At 58.0% G+C, this 15631-nt stretch carries 18 protein-coding genes and 1 pseudogene; 14 read left to right on the top strand and 5 right to left on the bottom strand.

Features of this window, described 5'->3' with window-relative positions; genetic code table 11:
* Window positions 1-407 precede the first annotated feature (407 nt).
* The 3 genes from ACD590_RS28130 to ACD590_RS28120 all read left to right on the top strand — a co-directional run bounded on the left by ACD590_RS28130 (window position 408) and on the right by ACD590_RS28120 (window position 2561).
* Window positions 408-893 carry an Hsp20 family protein gene (locus ACD590_RS28130; protein ID WP_439003883.1) on the top strand — a complete coding sequence of 162 codons (486 nt, stop codon included), beginning with the start codon at window positions 408-410 and terminating at the stop codon, window positions 891-893.
* Window positions 894-951: 58 nt separating this feature from the next.
* Complete coding sequence (locus ACD590_RS28125) at window positions 952-1458, top strand: Hsp20/alpha crystallin family protein (RefSeq protein ID WP_130729846.1); 507 nt, start codon at window positions 952-954, stop codon at window positions 1456-1458.
* Window positions 1459-1739: 281 nt separating this feature from the next.
* The gene (locus ACD590_RS28120) at window positions 1740-2561 is read left to right on the top strand and encodes a DUF1206 domain-containing protein (RefSeq protein ID WP_222286498.1); all 822 of its coding nucleotides are present in this window, start codon (window positions 1740-1742) and stop codon (window positions 2559-2561) included.
* A gap of 2 nt (window positions 2562-2563) precedes the next feature.
* On the opposite strand, the gene ACD590_RS28115 is transcribed toward ACD590_RS28120, so the two are convergent.
* Window positions 2564-3622, bottom strand: coding sequence for a PAS domain-containing protein (locus ACD590_RS28115; RefSeq protein WP_113544149.1), 1059 nt, complete (start codon window positions 3620-3622; stop codon window positions 2564-2566).
* Window positions 3623-3828: 206 nt separating this feature from the next.
* Here ACD590_RS28115 and ACD590_RS28110 point away from each other — a divergent pair, with 206 nt between their 5' ends.
* Complete coding sequence (locus ACD590_RS28110) at window positions 3829-4854, top strand: sensor histidine kinase (RefSeq protein ID WP_439003882.1); 1026 nt, start codon at window positions 3829-3831, stop codon at window positions 4852-4854.
* A 138-nt stretch (window positions 4855-4992) separates the two neighbouring features.
* Here the strand turns inward: ACD590_RS28110 and ACD590_RS28105 are convergent, their stop codons facing one another.
* Window positions 4993-5160, bottom strand: coding sequence for a hypothetical protein (locus ACD590_RS28105; RefSeq protein ID WP_157626510.1), 168 nt, complete (start codon window positions 5158-5160; stop codon window positions 4993-4995).
* A 279-nt stretch (window positions 5161-5439) separates the two neighbouring features.
* Here ACD590_RS28105 and ACD590_RS28100 point away from each other — a divergent pair, with 279 nt between their 5' ends.
* Together ACD590_RS28100 and ACD590_RS28095 are read left to right on the top strand one after the other, a co-directional pair.
* Window positions 5440-5727, top strand: a complete 288-nt coding sequence (locus ACD590_RS28100; RefSeq protein ID WP_439003881.1) for a hypothetical protein — start codon at window positions 5440-5442, stop codon at window positions 5725-5727.
* A gap of 144 nt (window positions 5728-5871) precedes the next feature.
* The gene (locus ACD590_RS28095) at window positions 5872-6540 is read left to right on the top strand and encodes a hypothetical protein (protein WP_439003880.1); all 669 of its coding nucleotides are present in this window, start codon (window positions 5872-5874) and stop codon (window positions 6538-6540) included.
* Window positions 6541-6663: 123 nt separating this feature from the next.
* On the opposite strand, the gene ACD590_RS28090 is transcribed toward ACD590_RS28095, so the two are convergent.
* On the bottom strand, window positions 6664-7119 hold the full coding sequence (locus tag ACD590_RS28090; protein ID WP_112907464.1) for an NUDIX hydrolase: 456 nt from the start codon (window positions 7117-7119) through the stop codon (window positions 6664-6666).
* Between the two features lie 140 nt (window positions 7120-7259).
* Here ACD590_RS28090 and ACD590_RS28085 point away from each other — a divergent pair, with 140 nt between their 5' ends.
* Both ACD590_RS28085 and ACD590_RS28080 read left to right on the top strand, forming a co-directional pair.
* Window positions 7260-8708: a CYTH and CHAD domain-containing protein gene (locus ACD590_RS28085; protein WP_439003879.1), complete on the top strand. Its 1449-nt coding sequence runs from the start codon at window positions 7260-7262 to the stop codon at window positions 8706-8708.
* Between the two features lie 83 nt (window positions 8709-8791).
* Window positions 8792-9247: an NUDIX hydrolase gene (locus ACD590_RS28080; RefSeq protein ID WP_018444443.1), complete on the top strand. Its 456-nt coding sequence runs from the start codon at window positions 8792-8794 to the stop codon at window positions 9245-9247.
* 83 nt (window positions 9248-9330) lie between these two features.
* On the opposite strand, the gene ACD590_RS28075 is transcribed toward ACD590_RS28080, so the two are convergent.
* On the bottom strand, window positions 9331-9546 hold the full coding sequence (locus ACD590_RS28075) for a DUF3606 domain-containing protein (protein ID WP_080671832.1): 216 nt from the start codon (window positions 9544-9546) through the stop codon (window positions 9331-9333).
* A 183-nt stretch (window positions 9547-9729) separates the two neighbouring features.
* Here ACD590_RS28075 and ACD590_RS28070 point away from each other — a divergent pair, with 183 nt between their 5' ends.
* From ACD590_RS28070 to ACD590_RS28050, 5 genes are all read left to right on the top strand, one after another.
* Window positions 9730-10632 carry a non-homologous end joining protein Ku gene (locus ACD590_RS28070; RefSeq protein WP_113543883.1) on the top strand — a complete coding sequence of 301 codons (903 nt, stop codon included), beginning with the start codon at window positions 9730-9732 and terminating at the stop codon, window positions 10630-10632.
* A gap of 11 nt (window positions 10633-10643) precedes the next feature.
* Complete coding sequence (locus ACD590_RS28065; protein WP_112907469.1) at window positions 10644-11453, top strand: non-homologous end joining protein Ku; 810 nt, start codon at window positions 10644-10646, stop codon at window positions 11451-11453.
* 4 nt (window positions 11454-11457) lie between these two features.
* Window positions 11458-11811, top strand: a complete 354-nt coding sequence (locus ACD590_RS28060; protein WP_439003878.1) for a DUF982 domain-containing protein — start codon at window positions 11458-11460, stop codon at window positions 11809-11811.
* Between the two features lie 91 nt (window positions 11812-11902).
* Window positions 11903-12130, top strand: coding sequence for a hypothetical protein (locus tag ACD590_RS28055; protein WP_112907471.1), 228 nt, complete (start codon window positions 11903-11905; stop codon window positions 12128-12130).
* Between the two features lie 1528 nt (window positions 12131-13658).
* On the top strand, window positions 13659-14450 hold the full coding sequence (locus ACD590_RS28050) for an SDR family NAD(P)-dependent oxidoreductase (protein ID WP_439003877.1): 792 nt from the start codon (window positions 13659-13661) through the stop codon (window positions 14448-14450).
* Window positions 14451-14649: 199 nt separating this feature from the next.
* On the opposite strand, the pseudogene ACD590_RS28045 reads toward ACD590_RS28050, so the two are convergent.
* Window positions 14650-14761: pseudogene (locus ACD590_RS28045) on the bottom strand (VOC family protein); the annotation flags it as partial.
* A gap of 62 nt (window positions 14762-14823) precedes the next feature.
* Between ACD590_RS28045 and ACD590_RS28040 the strand changes: the two are divergent.
* Complete coding sequence (locus tag ACD590_RS28040; protein WP_018245212.1) at window positions 14824-15453, top strand: hypothetical protein; 630 nt, start codon at window positions 14824-14826, stop codon at window positions 15451-15453.
* Window positions 15454-15631 lie beyond the last annotated feature (178 nt).

The raw sequence follows: 15631 nt of genomic DNA, 5'->3' as shown, positions 1-15631 counted from the left end.
CCACCAATGGTCCTGATGAAAATGATATTGTGGGGGGTAGCCGATCGTTCAAGGCCCGTCAGACAAATCCCCTTGGTGATCAACGGGCCGTTCACCATTGCGCCTCGCGCCAAACGTCTAAGGCCGTCACACGGTCAAGAACGGCGCGCCTGTTGGCGTGACTATGAGAGCGCCTTTTCAACAATCGGCCTTAGAAAATGCCGTTCAGAAAACGGCAGCTCATCAATGGTACACCCAATTTTAGCACTCTAGTGTCCAGAGTGCCAATTTTTGTCTGGGGTGCTCTTGAACCCTGAAAACTCCGCAACCAAATCAGTTTCGTCAGCCGCCACTAACGGGGCTGAATTGGTGGAGACGCAAGTTTCCAATGCGTCTTCATTCCATGTTGCTTTACGGAGGATATGGCTATGAGAAACGAATTCGACTTCGCCCCCCTTTACCGGTCCAGCATCGGCTTTGACCGCGTTTTCAACCTCCTTAACAATGCGCAGCGGGTTCAAGCTGTCGACACCTGGCCGCCTTACAATATTGTCAAGGCGGGCGATGACGACTACCGCATCGTCATTGCTGTCGCGGGTTTCGGCGAGGAGGATCTTTCGATCACGCATGAGCGAAACGTGCTCATTATTGCTGGTGAGAGAGCCGATAAGGAGGACGCGCAATATCTGCATCACGGCATCGCGGGCCGGTCGTTCGAGCGGCGCTTCGAGCTCGCCGACCATGTCAAGGTGTCTGGGGCAAGCCTGAAAAACGGTCTTCTGTCGGTCGAGTTGAAACTGGAGATCCCCGAAGAGATGAAGCCGCGGCGCATTCCCATCGGCGCCAGCGAAGCCCAGCAGGTTGAAAAGCAGACTGCACCGCTTCAGATCGAAGGCGGAAAGCAGGTTGCATAATCGAACCAGATGACGGCCGGCGCCGGACTTGCCGGCGCGGCCAGACATGGAGGTACAGATGAGTGTTCGTGATCTAATTTCGCGGGGCCGCGGCAAGAGTCCGGTTCCGACCGACTATGCAGGCAGAGATCATAATCCGTTCTTGGCGCTTCATCGCGAGATGAACAGGCTGTTTGACGATGTCTTCCGTGGCTTCGAGCATCGGTTCCCGGCCAGCGGTTCTGGCTTCATGTTTGAAAGCTCCTGGCCGAAGATCGAAGTCTCGGAAACCGAGAAGGAAATCCGCGTCACCGCTGAAATTCCTGGCATGGACGAGAAAGACGTTGAAGTCTTGCTCGACAACGGCGTCTTGACCATCCGGGGTGAAAAGCTTGCCGAAAGCGACGACAAAGACCGGCAGTTCTCCGAGCGGTTCTATGGCCGCTTCGAACGCCGTCTTTCCTTAAACAGCGAGGTAGAGGAAGACAAAATTTCGGCCTCCTTCAGGAATGGCGTTTTGACTATCACTCTGCCGCGCTCGGGGTCGGAACAATCGACTGCTAAGCGCATCACGATCAATAGCTAAAAGAGAGATGTGTTTGGGGTGACGCGTTGTTTGGCAGCAGTGGCATGCGATTGTCAGGCCCTGCTGCCAATCTCGCTGTATTGGCAGCGAGGTTGCCACATGATGGCAACGCTTCGGTATTGTCGCATTCAAATGGTCGCCGACAACAACCAGCCCACCTGTGGCGTTCCGTCACCAGGATATGGCCCCGCCGTTCTGTGGATGCATCGTTGCCGGTCTCCAGCAAACTTTCAGCGAGTTGGCGCGTTGAATATGGCGCGCTGAAACCGACGGGAGCGCTGATGACCAAGGGAAATCGATTTGATGTGCTCGCCAAAGGCGGCTATGCGGCGCGCGGCGTTGTCTTTCTCCTTGTGGCCGGGCTTGCTCTCTTCTCCGGCGTGGCCGGTGGCCGGCCCGAAACGAAATCCGCGCTTTCAGCACTCCTTGGGCAGCCGCTCGGTCGCGTATGGGTCGGATTGATCGGGCTCGGCCTTCTGGGATTTGTTGCCTGGAGGTTAGCGCAGTCCCTGGCAGACAGCGACGGCCATGGTAGGAACGGAAAGGCATTGGCGATCCGATCCGCGCTCTTTGGCAGCGCCATCACCTATCTCGGGCTTGCCGCATATGCGCTCGGGAACGCCTTTTTCCTGGTAGGAGGTAGCGAAGCTTCTGGTGAGAAGGATCTGGCAGGATGGATCATGTCGCAGCCGTTTGGATCCTACTTTGCGATCGCGGTCGGCGCCGGCTTCATCATCGGCGGCGTCGTGACGGCCGTGAAGGGCATCACCAGGAAGTTCGAGCGCCACCTTCAGATACCTGATCACAAGGGTATCGTGACGTTGGTATGCATCTATGGCCTTGTCGCCCGCGGCGTGGTGTTTGCGGCTACCGGAGTACTTTTCGCCTATGCAGGTTTCAGGGTGGATCCTGGGCAAGCCGGTAGCATGGGCGACGCCCTGGAATGGCTGCGCCAGCTTCCGCTAGGATCCTTTCTGTATGTCGCGGTCGCCGTTGGATTGGCGGCTTTCGGACTCTATAATCTTGTCGAGGCACGGTACCGCATCGTTCGGAGCCCATCGTTGGCGGACGCTAAGCGTTCGATCCCGATGGCAGGTTCTTGACATCAGTGTTCCGGTGCCAAGGTGCCGTCATAGGTCGAGCCTGCCGATGGGATCTCAATGTCTATAAGCAGCCCATCCTCCGACCAAGTTTTCTCAATTCGCCCTTTAAGCTGCCTTTCGACCATTGCGCCGACAATCACCGTGCCAAAACCTCGTTTGGCGAATGTAGGCAGAGGGCGCGAGCCCACCTCCTGCCACCGGATATTAAAGCCTGCTCCGGACGGTTTGGGCTTCCAACTGATTGAAAGTCTGCCTCGCGCAGCGGCGAGCGCACCGTGCTGGGCTGCGTTGACAGCGAGTTCATGGAACACGAGCGCAAGGGGCTGGACGACCGGCCCATCCATTCTGATATCCGGCCCGGCAAAAAAAGCGCGGGTGGCCGCGAACGGCGTCACCTGTTGACGAATAAGCTCCTCAACAGAAATGCTTGTCCATCTTCGTTCAGCAAGCAAGGTATGGGCACGGGCGAGCGCCTGCACCCGATGCTGAATAGCGGCGGCATAAAGGGCCGGGTCATCGGCGTTGCTCAGGCGGACGATGCTGTCGACGATCGCCAGGACGTTGTTGGATCGGTGGTCGACTTCCATCAGCAGGCGATGCTCGGAGGCCTCCAGTGCCTCGATCCGCCGGTACTCCGTCATGTCGATTTGAGAGCCAAAGAAATAGAGGATCCTTCCGTCATCCCCATGGACGGGACTCAGATGCAAGCGGTTCCAGAACTGCTCACCGCTCTTCTTATAATTGAGGATCTCGACGCTGACCTCACGCTCGCCGGCGATAGCCGCTCGAATTTCGGCGACGGCAATCGGAGACGTCGCGGGACCCTGCAGGAAACGACAGTTGCGCCCCAGCACTTCAGGCGCCGCATAACCTGTCAGTTCGAGGAATGCCTTGTTTGCGAGCACGATCGGAAGATCCGGCTTTCGCCCATCGGTGACGACCATCGGCATCCGGGTGCGTTCAAATGCGATCGCTGCCAACTCCTTCCGATCGGCGGAAGCTGCTTTTGAAGATGCGGAAGGCAAATCCCCGTGGAGTTGTTCTCTCGAATGGCCTGTCATGCTTCCACGCTCACTAAGACGTCGCTTGATAACGTGGCTCGCGTATCTTTGTTTCCGAGAAGGTTGTGTGGCTTTAGCGATCGCTCCTCCGGGACTTGCCCGACAACGTGTCACGGCTGCGGCCTTTGCCAACGCGACGGCGTCCGGTATAAAATCAGGATGAGGCCTTTCAGCCTTGCAGGCCCTGAAAGGTTCGCGCGCACAATATGATCATGAAACCCTTTTCCAGTTCCAGCCGCTCCCGAGAGCGCTTCCTCGAAGCCATTCTGCAGAGCGCGATCGAGTATGCGATCATCTCCATGGATCTCGATGGCCTGGTGACTACGTGGAATGAGGGTGCGCGACGGATCCTCGGATGGGACGAGGCTGAGATTATCGGCAAGCCCGCAGCCGTCATTTTCACGCAGGAAGACCTGCAGGCGGGGATTCTCCAACGGGAGATGACCGCCGCTTTAGCGGAAGGCCATGGCAACGATGAACGCTGGCACGTTCGCAAGGACGGATCGTTGTTCTGGGCGTCGGGTCAGATGATGGCGCTGACGTCGGATGATGGCGAAGTCGAGGGCTTTGTGAAGATTCTGAGAGATCGCACCGAGCAGAGAGAAAACGAGGAGCGACAGCGCGTCCTGATGCACGAACTCTCTCACCGCATGAAAAACACGCTGGCCGTCGTTCAGGCTATCACCAGTCAATCCTTTCGAAACGCCAGCTCTCTGGAGGAAGCGGAACAATCGATCTCGGCGCGGATCAATGCTTACTCGAAAGCACACGATATTTTGCTGCAGCAAAATTGGTTGGGCGCGACCATGGGAACGATTGTCGAGGCTACCGCGATTAATCTCGGACTTGAGACGTCAGGACGTTTCAAAGCAAGCGGTCCCGACGTTGAGTTGAGTCCACAGGCGGCCCTTTGTTTCTCCCTCGTGCTGCACGAACTCGTCACCAACGCCAATAAGTATGGTGCGCTTTCGGAGGATACAGGGACTGTTGAAATCGAGTGGTCGGTACGCGACAAGGCGGGCGCCCCGAGCCTGAACTTCACTTGGCAGGAGGTTGGAGGTCCGGCGGTGGAAACTCCAACCAGGAAGGGGTTCGGCACTCGGCTCGTCAGCTCCAGCCTGTCCGCTTTCGGGGAGGTCTCTCTTGATTACGCCCCGACCGGGCTCATCCTGAGGCTGGATGCGCCACTTCAGAAGCTGCAATATAAGAACTGTTCCGACGCCGAGGAATAGTTTGATTGCGACACTAGGATGGCCGGCGCTCGAGAAATCAAAGACATCGATGATGTCATCGCGAGACGTTTGGATCTTCCTTGTTCCTGTCAACAGCGAACCCGATCCAAAAGTCGGTTCACGACGGTCTGGCAGTTGCTAAGGTTTGTCAACAGGCTCGCCGTTTGGGTTGGGCACCGGTGCCTCCCTTGTATCTCGAGCCGGGTGTTTCTGATCGTCAGGCTCCGGTGGCAGTTCTTTACGGTCAGGGTGATTGACCGGCTGGTCTTTAGGATTGCCCCCTTTGTCATTATTCTTTTTGGACATGGCCAGTTCCTCCATTCAACAGTACGAACAGACTTGCGAGATCGAAAGTTCCGAGACAGCCAGACTGCCGTGGTCAGAGCATATGGTCCATCTGCAGCACAGCCACCGGCCATTCGCCAGGATGACGCTTGATGAACGCCCAAGGCGAAGGGGATGCAGGCGGATCAGCGCCAATACGTGACGTAAGCGCCGGCGGCAAACGACGGCGCTTACCGCAGGTGCGTAGTGTGGAACCGGAGTTCTGTTCAGGTGTTCCTCTCGATCAGCAGGGAGCGTCCAATGACATACGTCTCATCACCAAGCTACGACCGTAACGACCCCAGTCGCGCTTCGAACCTCCGTCAGTACCTGGAGACCGCCAGACGCCGCCTCGATGAGACTTCGCATGCGTCGGAAACCGAGAAAATCGAGACGCTTGTGGCTTCCGCCATCGAGGCGGGTTGGGAAGACGATGAAGTGCGCGAGGCACTTAGCCCCGGTGACGAGCAAGACAACAAAATGCGGCAACAGGAACCACCTGTCCCAACTATCGGTGTGGTTCCCTCGCAAAGGGGGCATACGGACTAAACCTTGAATATACTCTCTCGAGATCTCATCTTTCGGGAGAGCATTCCTAATCGCTTTCAAGCGAGGCACACTGCAACAGCCGGTACTGATTCCGTCCTGCGTGCGACCGATGCAAATCGCTTCTCGAACTCTACGAGGTAAGTGTTGACGCAGTTCTTCGAAACAACTCAAGGCATCATGCTAGTCGGAGCGATGATTGGGGCTGGCTGTTTCGCCGCCGGCACGATCATACCGAGCGTGCTGCGGTGGACGGCTGCTGAACGCGGTCGGAACCCAAAAGCCAGAGCGCGCAACGCGGCAATGCTGACAGCTCTGGCATTAGACGATTTTGTCGGCGCCGCATACGCTGCCGTTCACGATACGCCTGAATTCAACCCAGTCAACGAAGGCGAGTTCGTCTTCCACACAGCGGATCCGGTTCTTGTCCTCCCACGGGCTGAAGACTTGAGCCTCCTCGGCGACGAGCTCTTCCACGAGGCTTTATGGTTATCGAACCGGGTGACGAACCTTGGGAACGCGTTGGATAACCTTGATCTCTCCGGCCCAGGCTTCGACAGTTTTTTCGAGCGGCGCCAGGAGGGCTATGCGGTGATCGCGGCGAAGGCGATGGACCTCATCGAGCGACTGCTTGCCGATTTTGATCTCAGTCTTCCGGAAAAACCTGACTACTACAGGCAACGCGATGGATTTGCCTCGGTCGTACAAGCTGCTGGCGAACGCAGCAACGGCATCAAGAAGACGGCAGCGAGGGTTCCGACCCCTGGTTCCAATGTCACTCATCTCTTCCCGAAGACAGGTGAAGAGGGCGAGTAGCGTCCCGTCCGGGCGCAAGGCGCCAAGCGGACGACGGGACCGTTGACCATCACGAAGTCCTGTGTCGCATCTCTCCCGATCTGGCGGCTTGACGGTGTCGTTCGGATCATCGACGCTCGGTAGTCAGAGGTTAATGGACCTGATGCTTGAGAGTAGCAGCCGCAAGCCCGGCTGCGCCGCTTCCCGCAACGCGGTCTCCAAGGGGAACCACCGTGTCTTTCGGACACCCTTCTCCGGAAACTTGTCCGCGATCCTCGAGACCTTAAGAAGATGGACGGCCACGTGGTATTGGTTGGGACTCGTGTCCTTCCGATAAGAAAACGTACCGAACACGGTCTTGTCGACGACGCCTGAGACCCCGGCCTCCTCGAACGCCTCTCTCAGCGCCGCGGCGCTGCTGACCTCACCACCTTCGACGTGCCCCTTCGGAATGCCCCATCGACCGTTCCGTCGGCTGCCTACAAAAAGGATTTCAACTCCACCGTTTTCGTTCCGACGGTAGCAGAGAGCACCAGCCTGCGCGACATCGCGACCAGACACCGTTTTCGTAAGTTCTGTCTGGGCGCTTTCGTTGAGCATCGTCCGCCTCCGGTTTCGAAGCCCGCGCAAACTAGCTGGGCAACGTTGAAGAGTCCAGTTTGCTTCATCACGTCGTGACGCGACCGAACTATGACAGGACCTCCAGCGTTGATGAGCATCCAATCAGAATGGAGCCTGCCTTGCCATCAGAAATCGAAATCAAGCTCGACCTCTCTAGCGAAGCCCTTGAGAGCCTTTTGGGTTCCGATCTTCTCGGAGAGCCCCACGAGGCGCTGCAGCAGTCTTCGACCTACTTCGAGACGGACGATCGTCGGCTGTCGGAGAAGGGATTCTCTCTGCGTGTCCGCTCTACCGGCGCGTCCCACGTTCAGACTGTGAAGGCATCCGGGCCGGCGAAATCACTGTTTGTTCGTTCAGAATGGGAGACGTCCATTGAAGGCAATGAACCCGTCCTCGACCATACGAGCCCTCTCATAAGCGAGTTCGGACCGGAACTTGAGGTGGAAGCCGCTTTCACCGTATTCATTGAGCGTCGCGTCTGGAACATCGAGTTGAACGGCTCTCGGCTGGAGGTGGTCGTCGATCGGGGAGACGTAGTGTCTGGCAACAGGCGCTCGCCTGTTCAGGAAATCGAGGTTGAACTGAAGGACGGCGATCCGAAGGACCTATTCATCTTCATTCGCAAGATCGACGCGATCGCGCCGTTCCGATTCGGCATTCAGTCCAAGTCAGAACGGGGCCTCGCGCTTCTGGACAGGCAGCAATTCATGTTCAAGGCAGAGCGCCTCGATCTCGAACGAAACATCAAGGCGTCTAGCGCGTTTCGAGAGATCGCCGCGTCCTGCTTTCGGCAGTTCCGTCTCAACGAAGAAATCCTTCTCCAGCGACGAAATTCGGAAACCCTTCATCAGGTGCGGGTAGCTCTGCGGCGTCTCCGCTCTGCGTTCTCTCTGTTCAGGCCGCTCCTGATAGGCGACGAGCCGAAAAGGATCCAAGAGGAGCTTCGCTGGCTCGCTGGCGTCCTCGGCGAAGCACGTAATCTCGACGTCCTGCTGATGAAAGCGAAGGACTCCGATCTTCGGGCCAAGCTCAAGGATGCCCGCAACAAGGCATACGGCGACGCTGTCGAGGCTCTGGGGTCAGCGCGAGCGCGCGCGCTCATTATCGATTTCAACGAGTGGCTTCAATGTGACCTCGATCGCACTGGCGGCAGCGCAACTTCCGAGGACACATCGGCCTCGGAGTTTGCCGTGAGGGCCATCGAGAAGATGCGTAAGAAGCTGAAAAAGCATGGCAGTGCGTTGGCTGAGACCGACGACGAGCATCGTCACCAGGTTCGCAAGGACGCTAAAAAGCTTCGCTACGCGGCCGAGTTCTTCGGATCGCTGTTCGACGACAAGCGCGGCACGCGCCGGCACCGGAAATTCATCGCAGCGATGGAGGAGCTGCAGGACTATCTTGGAGCACTGAACGATCTGGCAACCGGACCGAAGGTGCTCGCGCAGCATGGACTGGCCAACCACCCTGCTCGAGATTCTGTCGTTTCTCACGATGACAAGAATGCGTTGATCCGCATGGCGCAGTCCTCAGTAGATGAGGTCATCGACACGAAGCGCTTCTGGCGCTGACATGAGGACGCCATGAACCTCAAGCGAAGGAACCTCAGCCTATCCGGCACGGTCGAGAACGTCGATGAACATGAGCAGACACGATGAATGACATTGACGTCTATCCGAAGCCGATCCAGCAATATGGTGCATTGTGTTTCCGAAACACACCCAAGGGGCCAAAGGTGCTTCTTATCACGACGCGGGAGACGAGACGTTGGATGATCCCGAAGGGCTGGCCGATATCAGGTCTTAAGCCGCGCAAGGTGGCGGAACGTGAAGCCTGGGAGGAAGCTGGCGTGATCGGAAGGGCGAAGAAGAAGCCCTTCGGCGAGTTCTTCTATGACAAACTTATGCAGGACGGAAGTGGAGCGCGACCAGTCGTTGCCGTCTTCCTACTGGAGGTCCGCCGTAACCGAAAGCGCTTTCCAGAGATGGCCGAGCGAGACTCCGTGTGGCTGACGCCAATGGAGGCCGCCCGCCGCGTAGACGAACCGGAGCTTGAGCGCCTACTGCTCAAGTTTGGACGGATGTTCAAGCGTGCGGGACGACTCCTCTAGCTCGATCGGTCGCGGACCGATGTGGGGAATTCCCGTTCCGCCTTTCGTCAGCGACGAGTTCCTCTTGGAATGTGAACTCGCCTCTACTTCTCCAGGTTAGCTTCGACCTTCTTGCGGCTGTTGCCGACTTTTTTGACAGTCTCCCTGACCTTCGACTTCGAGACCCGTTCCTTTTCCGCCTCATACTGGACCTCGTGATCCTGTCCTCCCGCCACACGGGCTCGATCTTGCGCGCGGCCTCGGCTGGTGTTTGCCGTTGGGAAGTGCCTCCTGTTGAGTTTTCTTCCTAAACGACTGATGAATCAGGAAGTTCCGGCAACGGCTAACACTGCCGACTAGGCTTTATCGAAATGGTGATCCGCGACCGGAATCAGTTTCCTAAGCAACAGGCGTAAGCCATTGAAAAATGATTCGTTTCAAGTCGGAACGAATCAGCTCGTCGAGTCTTGAGTCGCGACTCAGTGATTCGGGAGTGAAGGGTCATGGCGGGTGGTCATCGTGCTCAGTGGAAGGGCTTCCTCAAATTTAGCGAGGTGTCGTGCGGCGTCGCGCTCTACACCGCCGCTAGCACCTCGGAACGCATCACGTTCCACACGATCAACAGGTTGACTGGCAATCGGGTCAATCGCGTCTTCATCGACAGCGAGACCGAAGATCCTGTTCCGAAAGAAGCTCAGACGAAGGGCTTCGAGATCGAGAACGGCCGGTACATCATCATCGACCCCGAAGAAGTGGCCGCAGCGATCCCCGAGAGCAACAAGACGCTCGAGATCGAGGCATTCATTCCTTGCGCCGATGTCGACGACGTCTACTTCGACAAGCCCTACTATCTGACGCCCGACAAGATGGGCGGCGACGCCTTCGCCGCGTTGCGGGACGGAATGAAGAAGTCGAAGGTCGTGGCCATCGCCCGCACGGTCCTCTTCCGACGGATGCGCACGGTCCTGATCAGACCGCACGGCAAGGGTCTGATCGCAACGACGCTGAACTACGACTACGAGGTCCGCTCGTCTGCGAAGGCTTTCGAAGAAATGCCGAAGATGAAAATCGCGGGCGAGATGCTTGATCTCGCAAAGCACATCATCTCGACGAAGAAGGGCGAGTTCGATCCTGCGACCTTCGATGACCGCTATGAAGCCGCCGTGGCGGAACTGGTGAAGGCGAAGATCGAAGGTAAGGCGCTTCCGAAGCGCAAGGAAGTCAAGGTCTCGAAACCGAACGACCTTCTTGCCGCGCTTCGAGAGAGTGCCAGGATGGTGAAGGCCGCGGAGAGCAAGCCGAAGCGGACGGCCGCCAATGCCAACGCCGGTTCCAGCCGCGACAAGGCCCGTCGCGCCTCGGGCAAATCCGCGGCGGCGCCGGCCGCGCAGCGTAAAGCGAGCTGAGGAGACCAGCCATGCCGCGCCCCTACTGGAAAGGCTATCTCAAGCTGTCGCTGGTTACATGTCCCGTGGCAATGAGTCCGGCGACAAGCGACAGCGAAAAGGTTCGCTTCCACACGCTCAACAGGGAAACAGGAAATCGTGTCGTCTCACAGTACGTCGACTCGGTGACGGGCAAGCCGGTGAAGGACGAAAACGAAGCCAAGGGCTACGCCCGCGGCGAGAACGACTACGTCATTCTGACGGACGACGACCTCGACTCCGTGGCTCTTGATACGGTGAAGACCATCGACATCGACAAGTTCGTGCCGGCCGAGAGCATCGAATGGGTCTATCTCGAGAAGCCCCATTACCTTATGCCCGACGACCCGGTCGGACATGAAGCGTTTGCCGTCATTCGAGATGCGATGGCATCGGACAAAGTCGTCGGCGTCTCGAAGCTCGTAATCGGTCGTCGGGAGCGTGCGGTCGTTCTCGAACCTCGCGGCGAAGGCATCGTTCTCTGGACGCTGCGGTTCGGCGACGAAGTGCGTCCCGAGGAATCCTACTTCGAAGGAATCGATGAAGAGGCTGACCCCGAACTGATTCCGCTAGTCCAGCAGTTAATCAAGCAGAAGACCTCCCGGTGGTCCTCGGACATGGTCAGCGACCCGATCCAAGAAAGCCTGCTGAAGATCATTGCGGAGAAGAAGAGGGCTCTCAAGCCCGCCAAGAAGGCCGCGAAGGGCAAGCCGGACGCCACTCAGGGCTCGAATGTCGTGAACATCATGGACGCGTTGAAAAAGTCCGTGGCCGCAGAGCTGAAATCGAGCAAGGCCCGGTGACATCATGCACGACGTGAGCACGATACCAATCATGGAAATTGCCGTGTCTTTGCCGGATCGAGAAAACTTCGCAACGGCATCCACGATATCGGGCCTGATGGGCATCTTGATGTCGGAGAGATGGCCCAGGCATCTAAATGGTCCGACATGGCAGCACGCGCTTGCCTCATGTCTGCGGTCGCTTCAACGCGAATTGCAGCCCACGAGGGCGAGACAAGTTTTCGTGTCTGCAGCTCGAGCCGCCCATTTGAAGGTATTGCCCGACGACGAACAGCGGCTTCGGAGCCGTGCCGCGTCTCCGCGCCGGAAAATCGTCGTGCGAAGACGTGAATTGGAAGCCGGATCGGTCGACGGGTGATCATTATCCACCAGATGACGACCTGGACGAGCTGAGGCATTCTCATTTCTGGGGTTTCTGCTATCGTCCACAGGTCACGGGAGTAGGCGTCATGGTTGCAGTGAGTTTGGTTCCGCATGCATTTTACTGGGCGAAGTCCTCGAAGTATTTCGACGGACAACCAACGATCGTTCGGGTTTCTACGGTCTTCGGGGAGGATCCTGACTATTGGACGCTGGCGCTCCTGGGAACCGATCAGCACGCCATGCCCGCGGACTTCGAGATCATCGCTCCGGCGGAGCTCCCAGAAGAATACCCTGTCCGGCAGGCCGCCGAGTGAGACCGTTTATCGGGCAAGCGAACGAAGGCTCTCGACGGGGCACCCTTTTTGTCGGGCGTTCACACCGCCAAACTGCCCGATGGACAAATTTGGTGCCATAACCCATCGGAACTTGCGGGAGCTTCGACGACGGGGCTGCCCTGCTCCCTCCAACCGATTTCGACCTCACCATCCCTCCGAACGCCAGACACGTCCAACGTCCCTGTACCCATCGAGAGCGCGCCGATACCGGTACCCGTCGCGCTCTTGCGTGATCTGCTCAGGGAATATGGATCGAGCGTGTCGTCCAACCGGATCCACCCCGCTCGCTGTAGGAACGTCGACTTTCGACCGGGTCGACCCAGTTTGAACCCTGATGACGCGGCCAGCGTTGTTGGCAACGATACTGATGTCGTTTGATGGAACGCCTGCCTGCCCGCCCAACGGGCAAATAAAAAAGGCCGGGGCGAAATCGCACCGACCTTTCCAATATCGCTCTTCACACCAGTGCCAGTACATCCGTGGTCAAAAGCAGATAAGCGACTTCGGCAGTCGCGAACACTCGCGTGGAGCACTCACCAGCAACGCCGATGACCGTTAAATAGCGTCGGATTGTGTTTAATTCAAGTCGCCCGGCAAGAAGCTCCGCGAATCAGACGGACCGCCATCTCGCCTGCACAACGGCCGATGGCCTGTCGGGAACTTATTGCGACCACCAAACCGGCAACAAGGTCACCGCGGACATTACCAGTACGAGCGCCAGGTAAACAGTCCATCCAATCGCCCGGCGAAACGGTTTAGGCAGGCGGGTAATACGGACTAGCAGGCGATTTGCGAAGCCTGCCTCTGGGGGAACGTCTCCCTGCCCACGATTATTACGTCCGCTAGTCATTCGAGAGCTTTCAGTCAAACAAGTAAACGCTCGGGCGAAGTGGCCGCCCAGCGCACAGTAGTGTTGGCTGCTTGGGGTAAGCAACAATCGTCGAGCGACCGCATAAATAACCACCAAAGGCATTCAAAAGTTCCCACTATATAACGCTCAGACGGAAGTGTATCCAAAGTTGTTTTTTCAGTTTATTTGAATAAAGGTAGAGAATTAAAGACGAGCGCAAACAGCCTCGCGGTCAAATCGAGCACAGAACGATCGCGCGAAAGGTTCCACGATCGCGCAGTCCGGGCCCGGCTACCGACGAAGACGTCGAAAAGCTTCGTCAGAAGCTTCAGTATCTTACGCGAGCAAAGGTGAAGACGGAAATCGACGAATACTTCGCGAAGCCTCACGGCAAATTGGAGCGATAAGGCCGATGCTAGGCTCGTTTACCTCCCTGTCCATCTTCGCGTTCGATTTCGATAAACGGGGACAATCCCTTCAGGCTTGGCAGACCGGTCGACGAAGACGAGGAAGCGGCCGACCGGGCCGACCGGTAACAAACCTGATTGGTTTCGATCGGCTCCTTCCCCTACCCGAATTGATTATCCGCATCCTGGACGGTTGCGAGACCGCTCGCCAGTTCATACGTTCTGTGATCCAACCTCACAGGAGCAGAAGATGCAGATCGACCTCACAGGCAAGACCGCGCTAGTCACGGGATCGACCGAAGGCATTGGATACGCGATCGTCCGCCAGCTCGCGAGGGCGGGCGCAGACGTGGTAGTCAACGGACGGTCCGAAGAAAAGACCGCAAATGCCGCCGAACGCCTGAAGGGCGAAGGTGCCAGGGGAAGCGTGACCGCCGTCGCAGCCGATCTCGCAACCGCTAAAGGATGCGACGCACTCTTCGCCAAAGTTCCTCATGTGGACATCCTCATCAACAATGCGGGCATCTTTCAGCCGCTCGATTTCTTCGACGCGGACGACGAGGTGTGGGATCGCCACTGGCAGGTGAACGTCATGTCGGCCGTCAGGCTTTCGCGTGCCTACCTTCCGGGCATGCAGAACGTCGACTGGGGCCGCGTCATCTTCATCGCGTCGGAATCCGGCTTCAACATTCCGGTCGAGATGATCCACTACGGCGTCAGCAAGACGGCAGACATCGCCGTTGCCCGCGGCCTTGCCAAGCGCATGGCTGGCACGGGCGTCACGGTGAACTCCGTCCTCCCCGGCCCCACACTTTCCGAAGGCGTCGAGGCGATGCTCGCCGATGAGCGGGCGAAGACCGGGAAACCGATCGAGGAGGTCGCGGCGGACTTTGTCAAGAAGCACCGCGGCAGTTCGATCATCCAACGAGCTGCGAGCGTGGAAGAAGTCGCCAACCTCGTCACCTACCTGGCCTCCCCTTTGGCGTCCGCAACGACCGGCGCTTCGATGCGTGTGGACGGAGGGCTGATCGACACGCTCTGACTCCACCGACCTACCGCTGCACCGTCTTCGTCGGATGTTGTCTCGGCGAACCGCGGCGAGGTCGCGTCATACTTTCTGACGACGACTACGACAGTCTGTACCCTTGGCCGGAGCCGCCAGGTTTCACGGCGGTATGGCATGCCTATCAGCGCACCTGCGACCGCCATGGCAACGACCCGATCGTGGGTGGTCGCCCAGACGTGACACGACCGGCCCATTCGCCCTCGATCGTCGCGCGGCCTTCGAGTTCGAGGCCGAGCTCGCGAAAGAAGTCTATCGCCACCCCCAATGGCTTCGACGACGATCCCGATGTTAGCTTATCCTGGTGATACTACTCGTTGACGTGGAACACTGCTTATCCCATCTAGGGTTCATGCCGAAACACGAAAAGAACGATGTGGAGCTGGTCAGGACGTGGGTGCTGCCGCCATCAGCGACCCTGGGATCTTCGGTCCGCGTCAAGGGAATTCTCCTCGAGCTGCGGGCGCGGTTGCCGATCGCTTCGAAAAAGTCGCTGGATATCGAGCAAGGAGAACTCACGCTGGCGATGCCTGCAAGTGCCAAGGCAGAATTCCATGGCGCGGCGTCGGTTGTCGCCACTGCGCTGGAAGACATCGAAAGCATGCCTGTAATCCCGCGCGAGATCCAGGATATCCTGTCGATCAAGACGAGCGAGCGTCATCGCTGGCTCAAGGACGGCCGTCTGCCGAGCGCTGGCACGCGCACCGTGAAACTGCGCGGTCGAGCACGAAAGATCACCTTCCACGTGTTCGACCCGCGCGTCGTGGAAGACCTTCTCAATCGGGGCGTCGTCGATGAATGGCGGGAGGAGGATTTGGCGGCGACCGCGGAGAACCGACGCAGGGCAGCATACAAGGCGAAGCTGACGCGATCTCTGAAGAATGCTGGCAAGTCTTCTAAGACGATCGAACGACATCCGGACGATGCAGCGACGAAGCTGCGCGGCTGGGAAGAATTCAACGTCGACGGCCTTCTTCGGTGAACCCACCCCATATTCGCTGTCCTGGCGCCCAGGAGCACAAGCCTGTTTCACATTCAGGTTCCTGGAAATTCCTCGCCCTGACCTTCAACGTATCGATGTGCGGTCCCTGGTGAAGATGACTCGTGGCTGATGAATCGGCTTTGGTCCGCAGCGTGACCCCGGATTTTCCGGAGGAATT

Origin of the sequence: Rhizobium sp. 862_C5_N1_2 (assembly GCF_051811205.1) — a bacterium.
In the GTDB taxonomy this organism is placed as follows: domain Bacteria; phylum Pseudomonadota; class Alphaproteobacteria; order Rhizobiales; family Rhizobiaceae; genus Rhizobium; species Rhizobium leguminosarum.
Note: the sequence above shows the minus strand (reverse complement) of the source record. Positions and strands in the feature narration are given on the sequence as shown.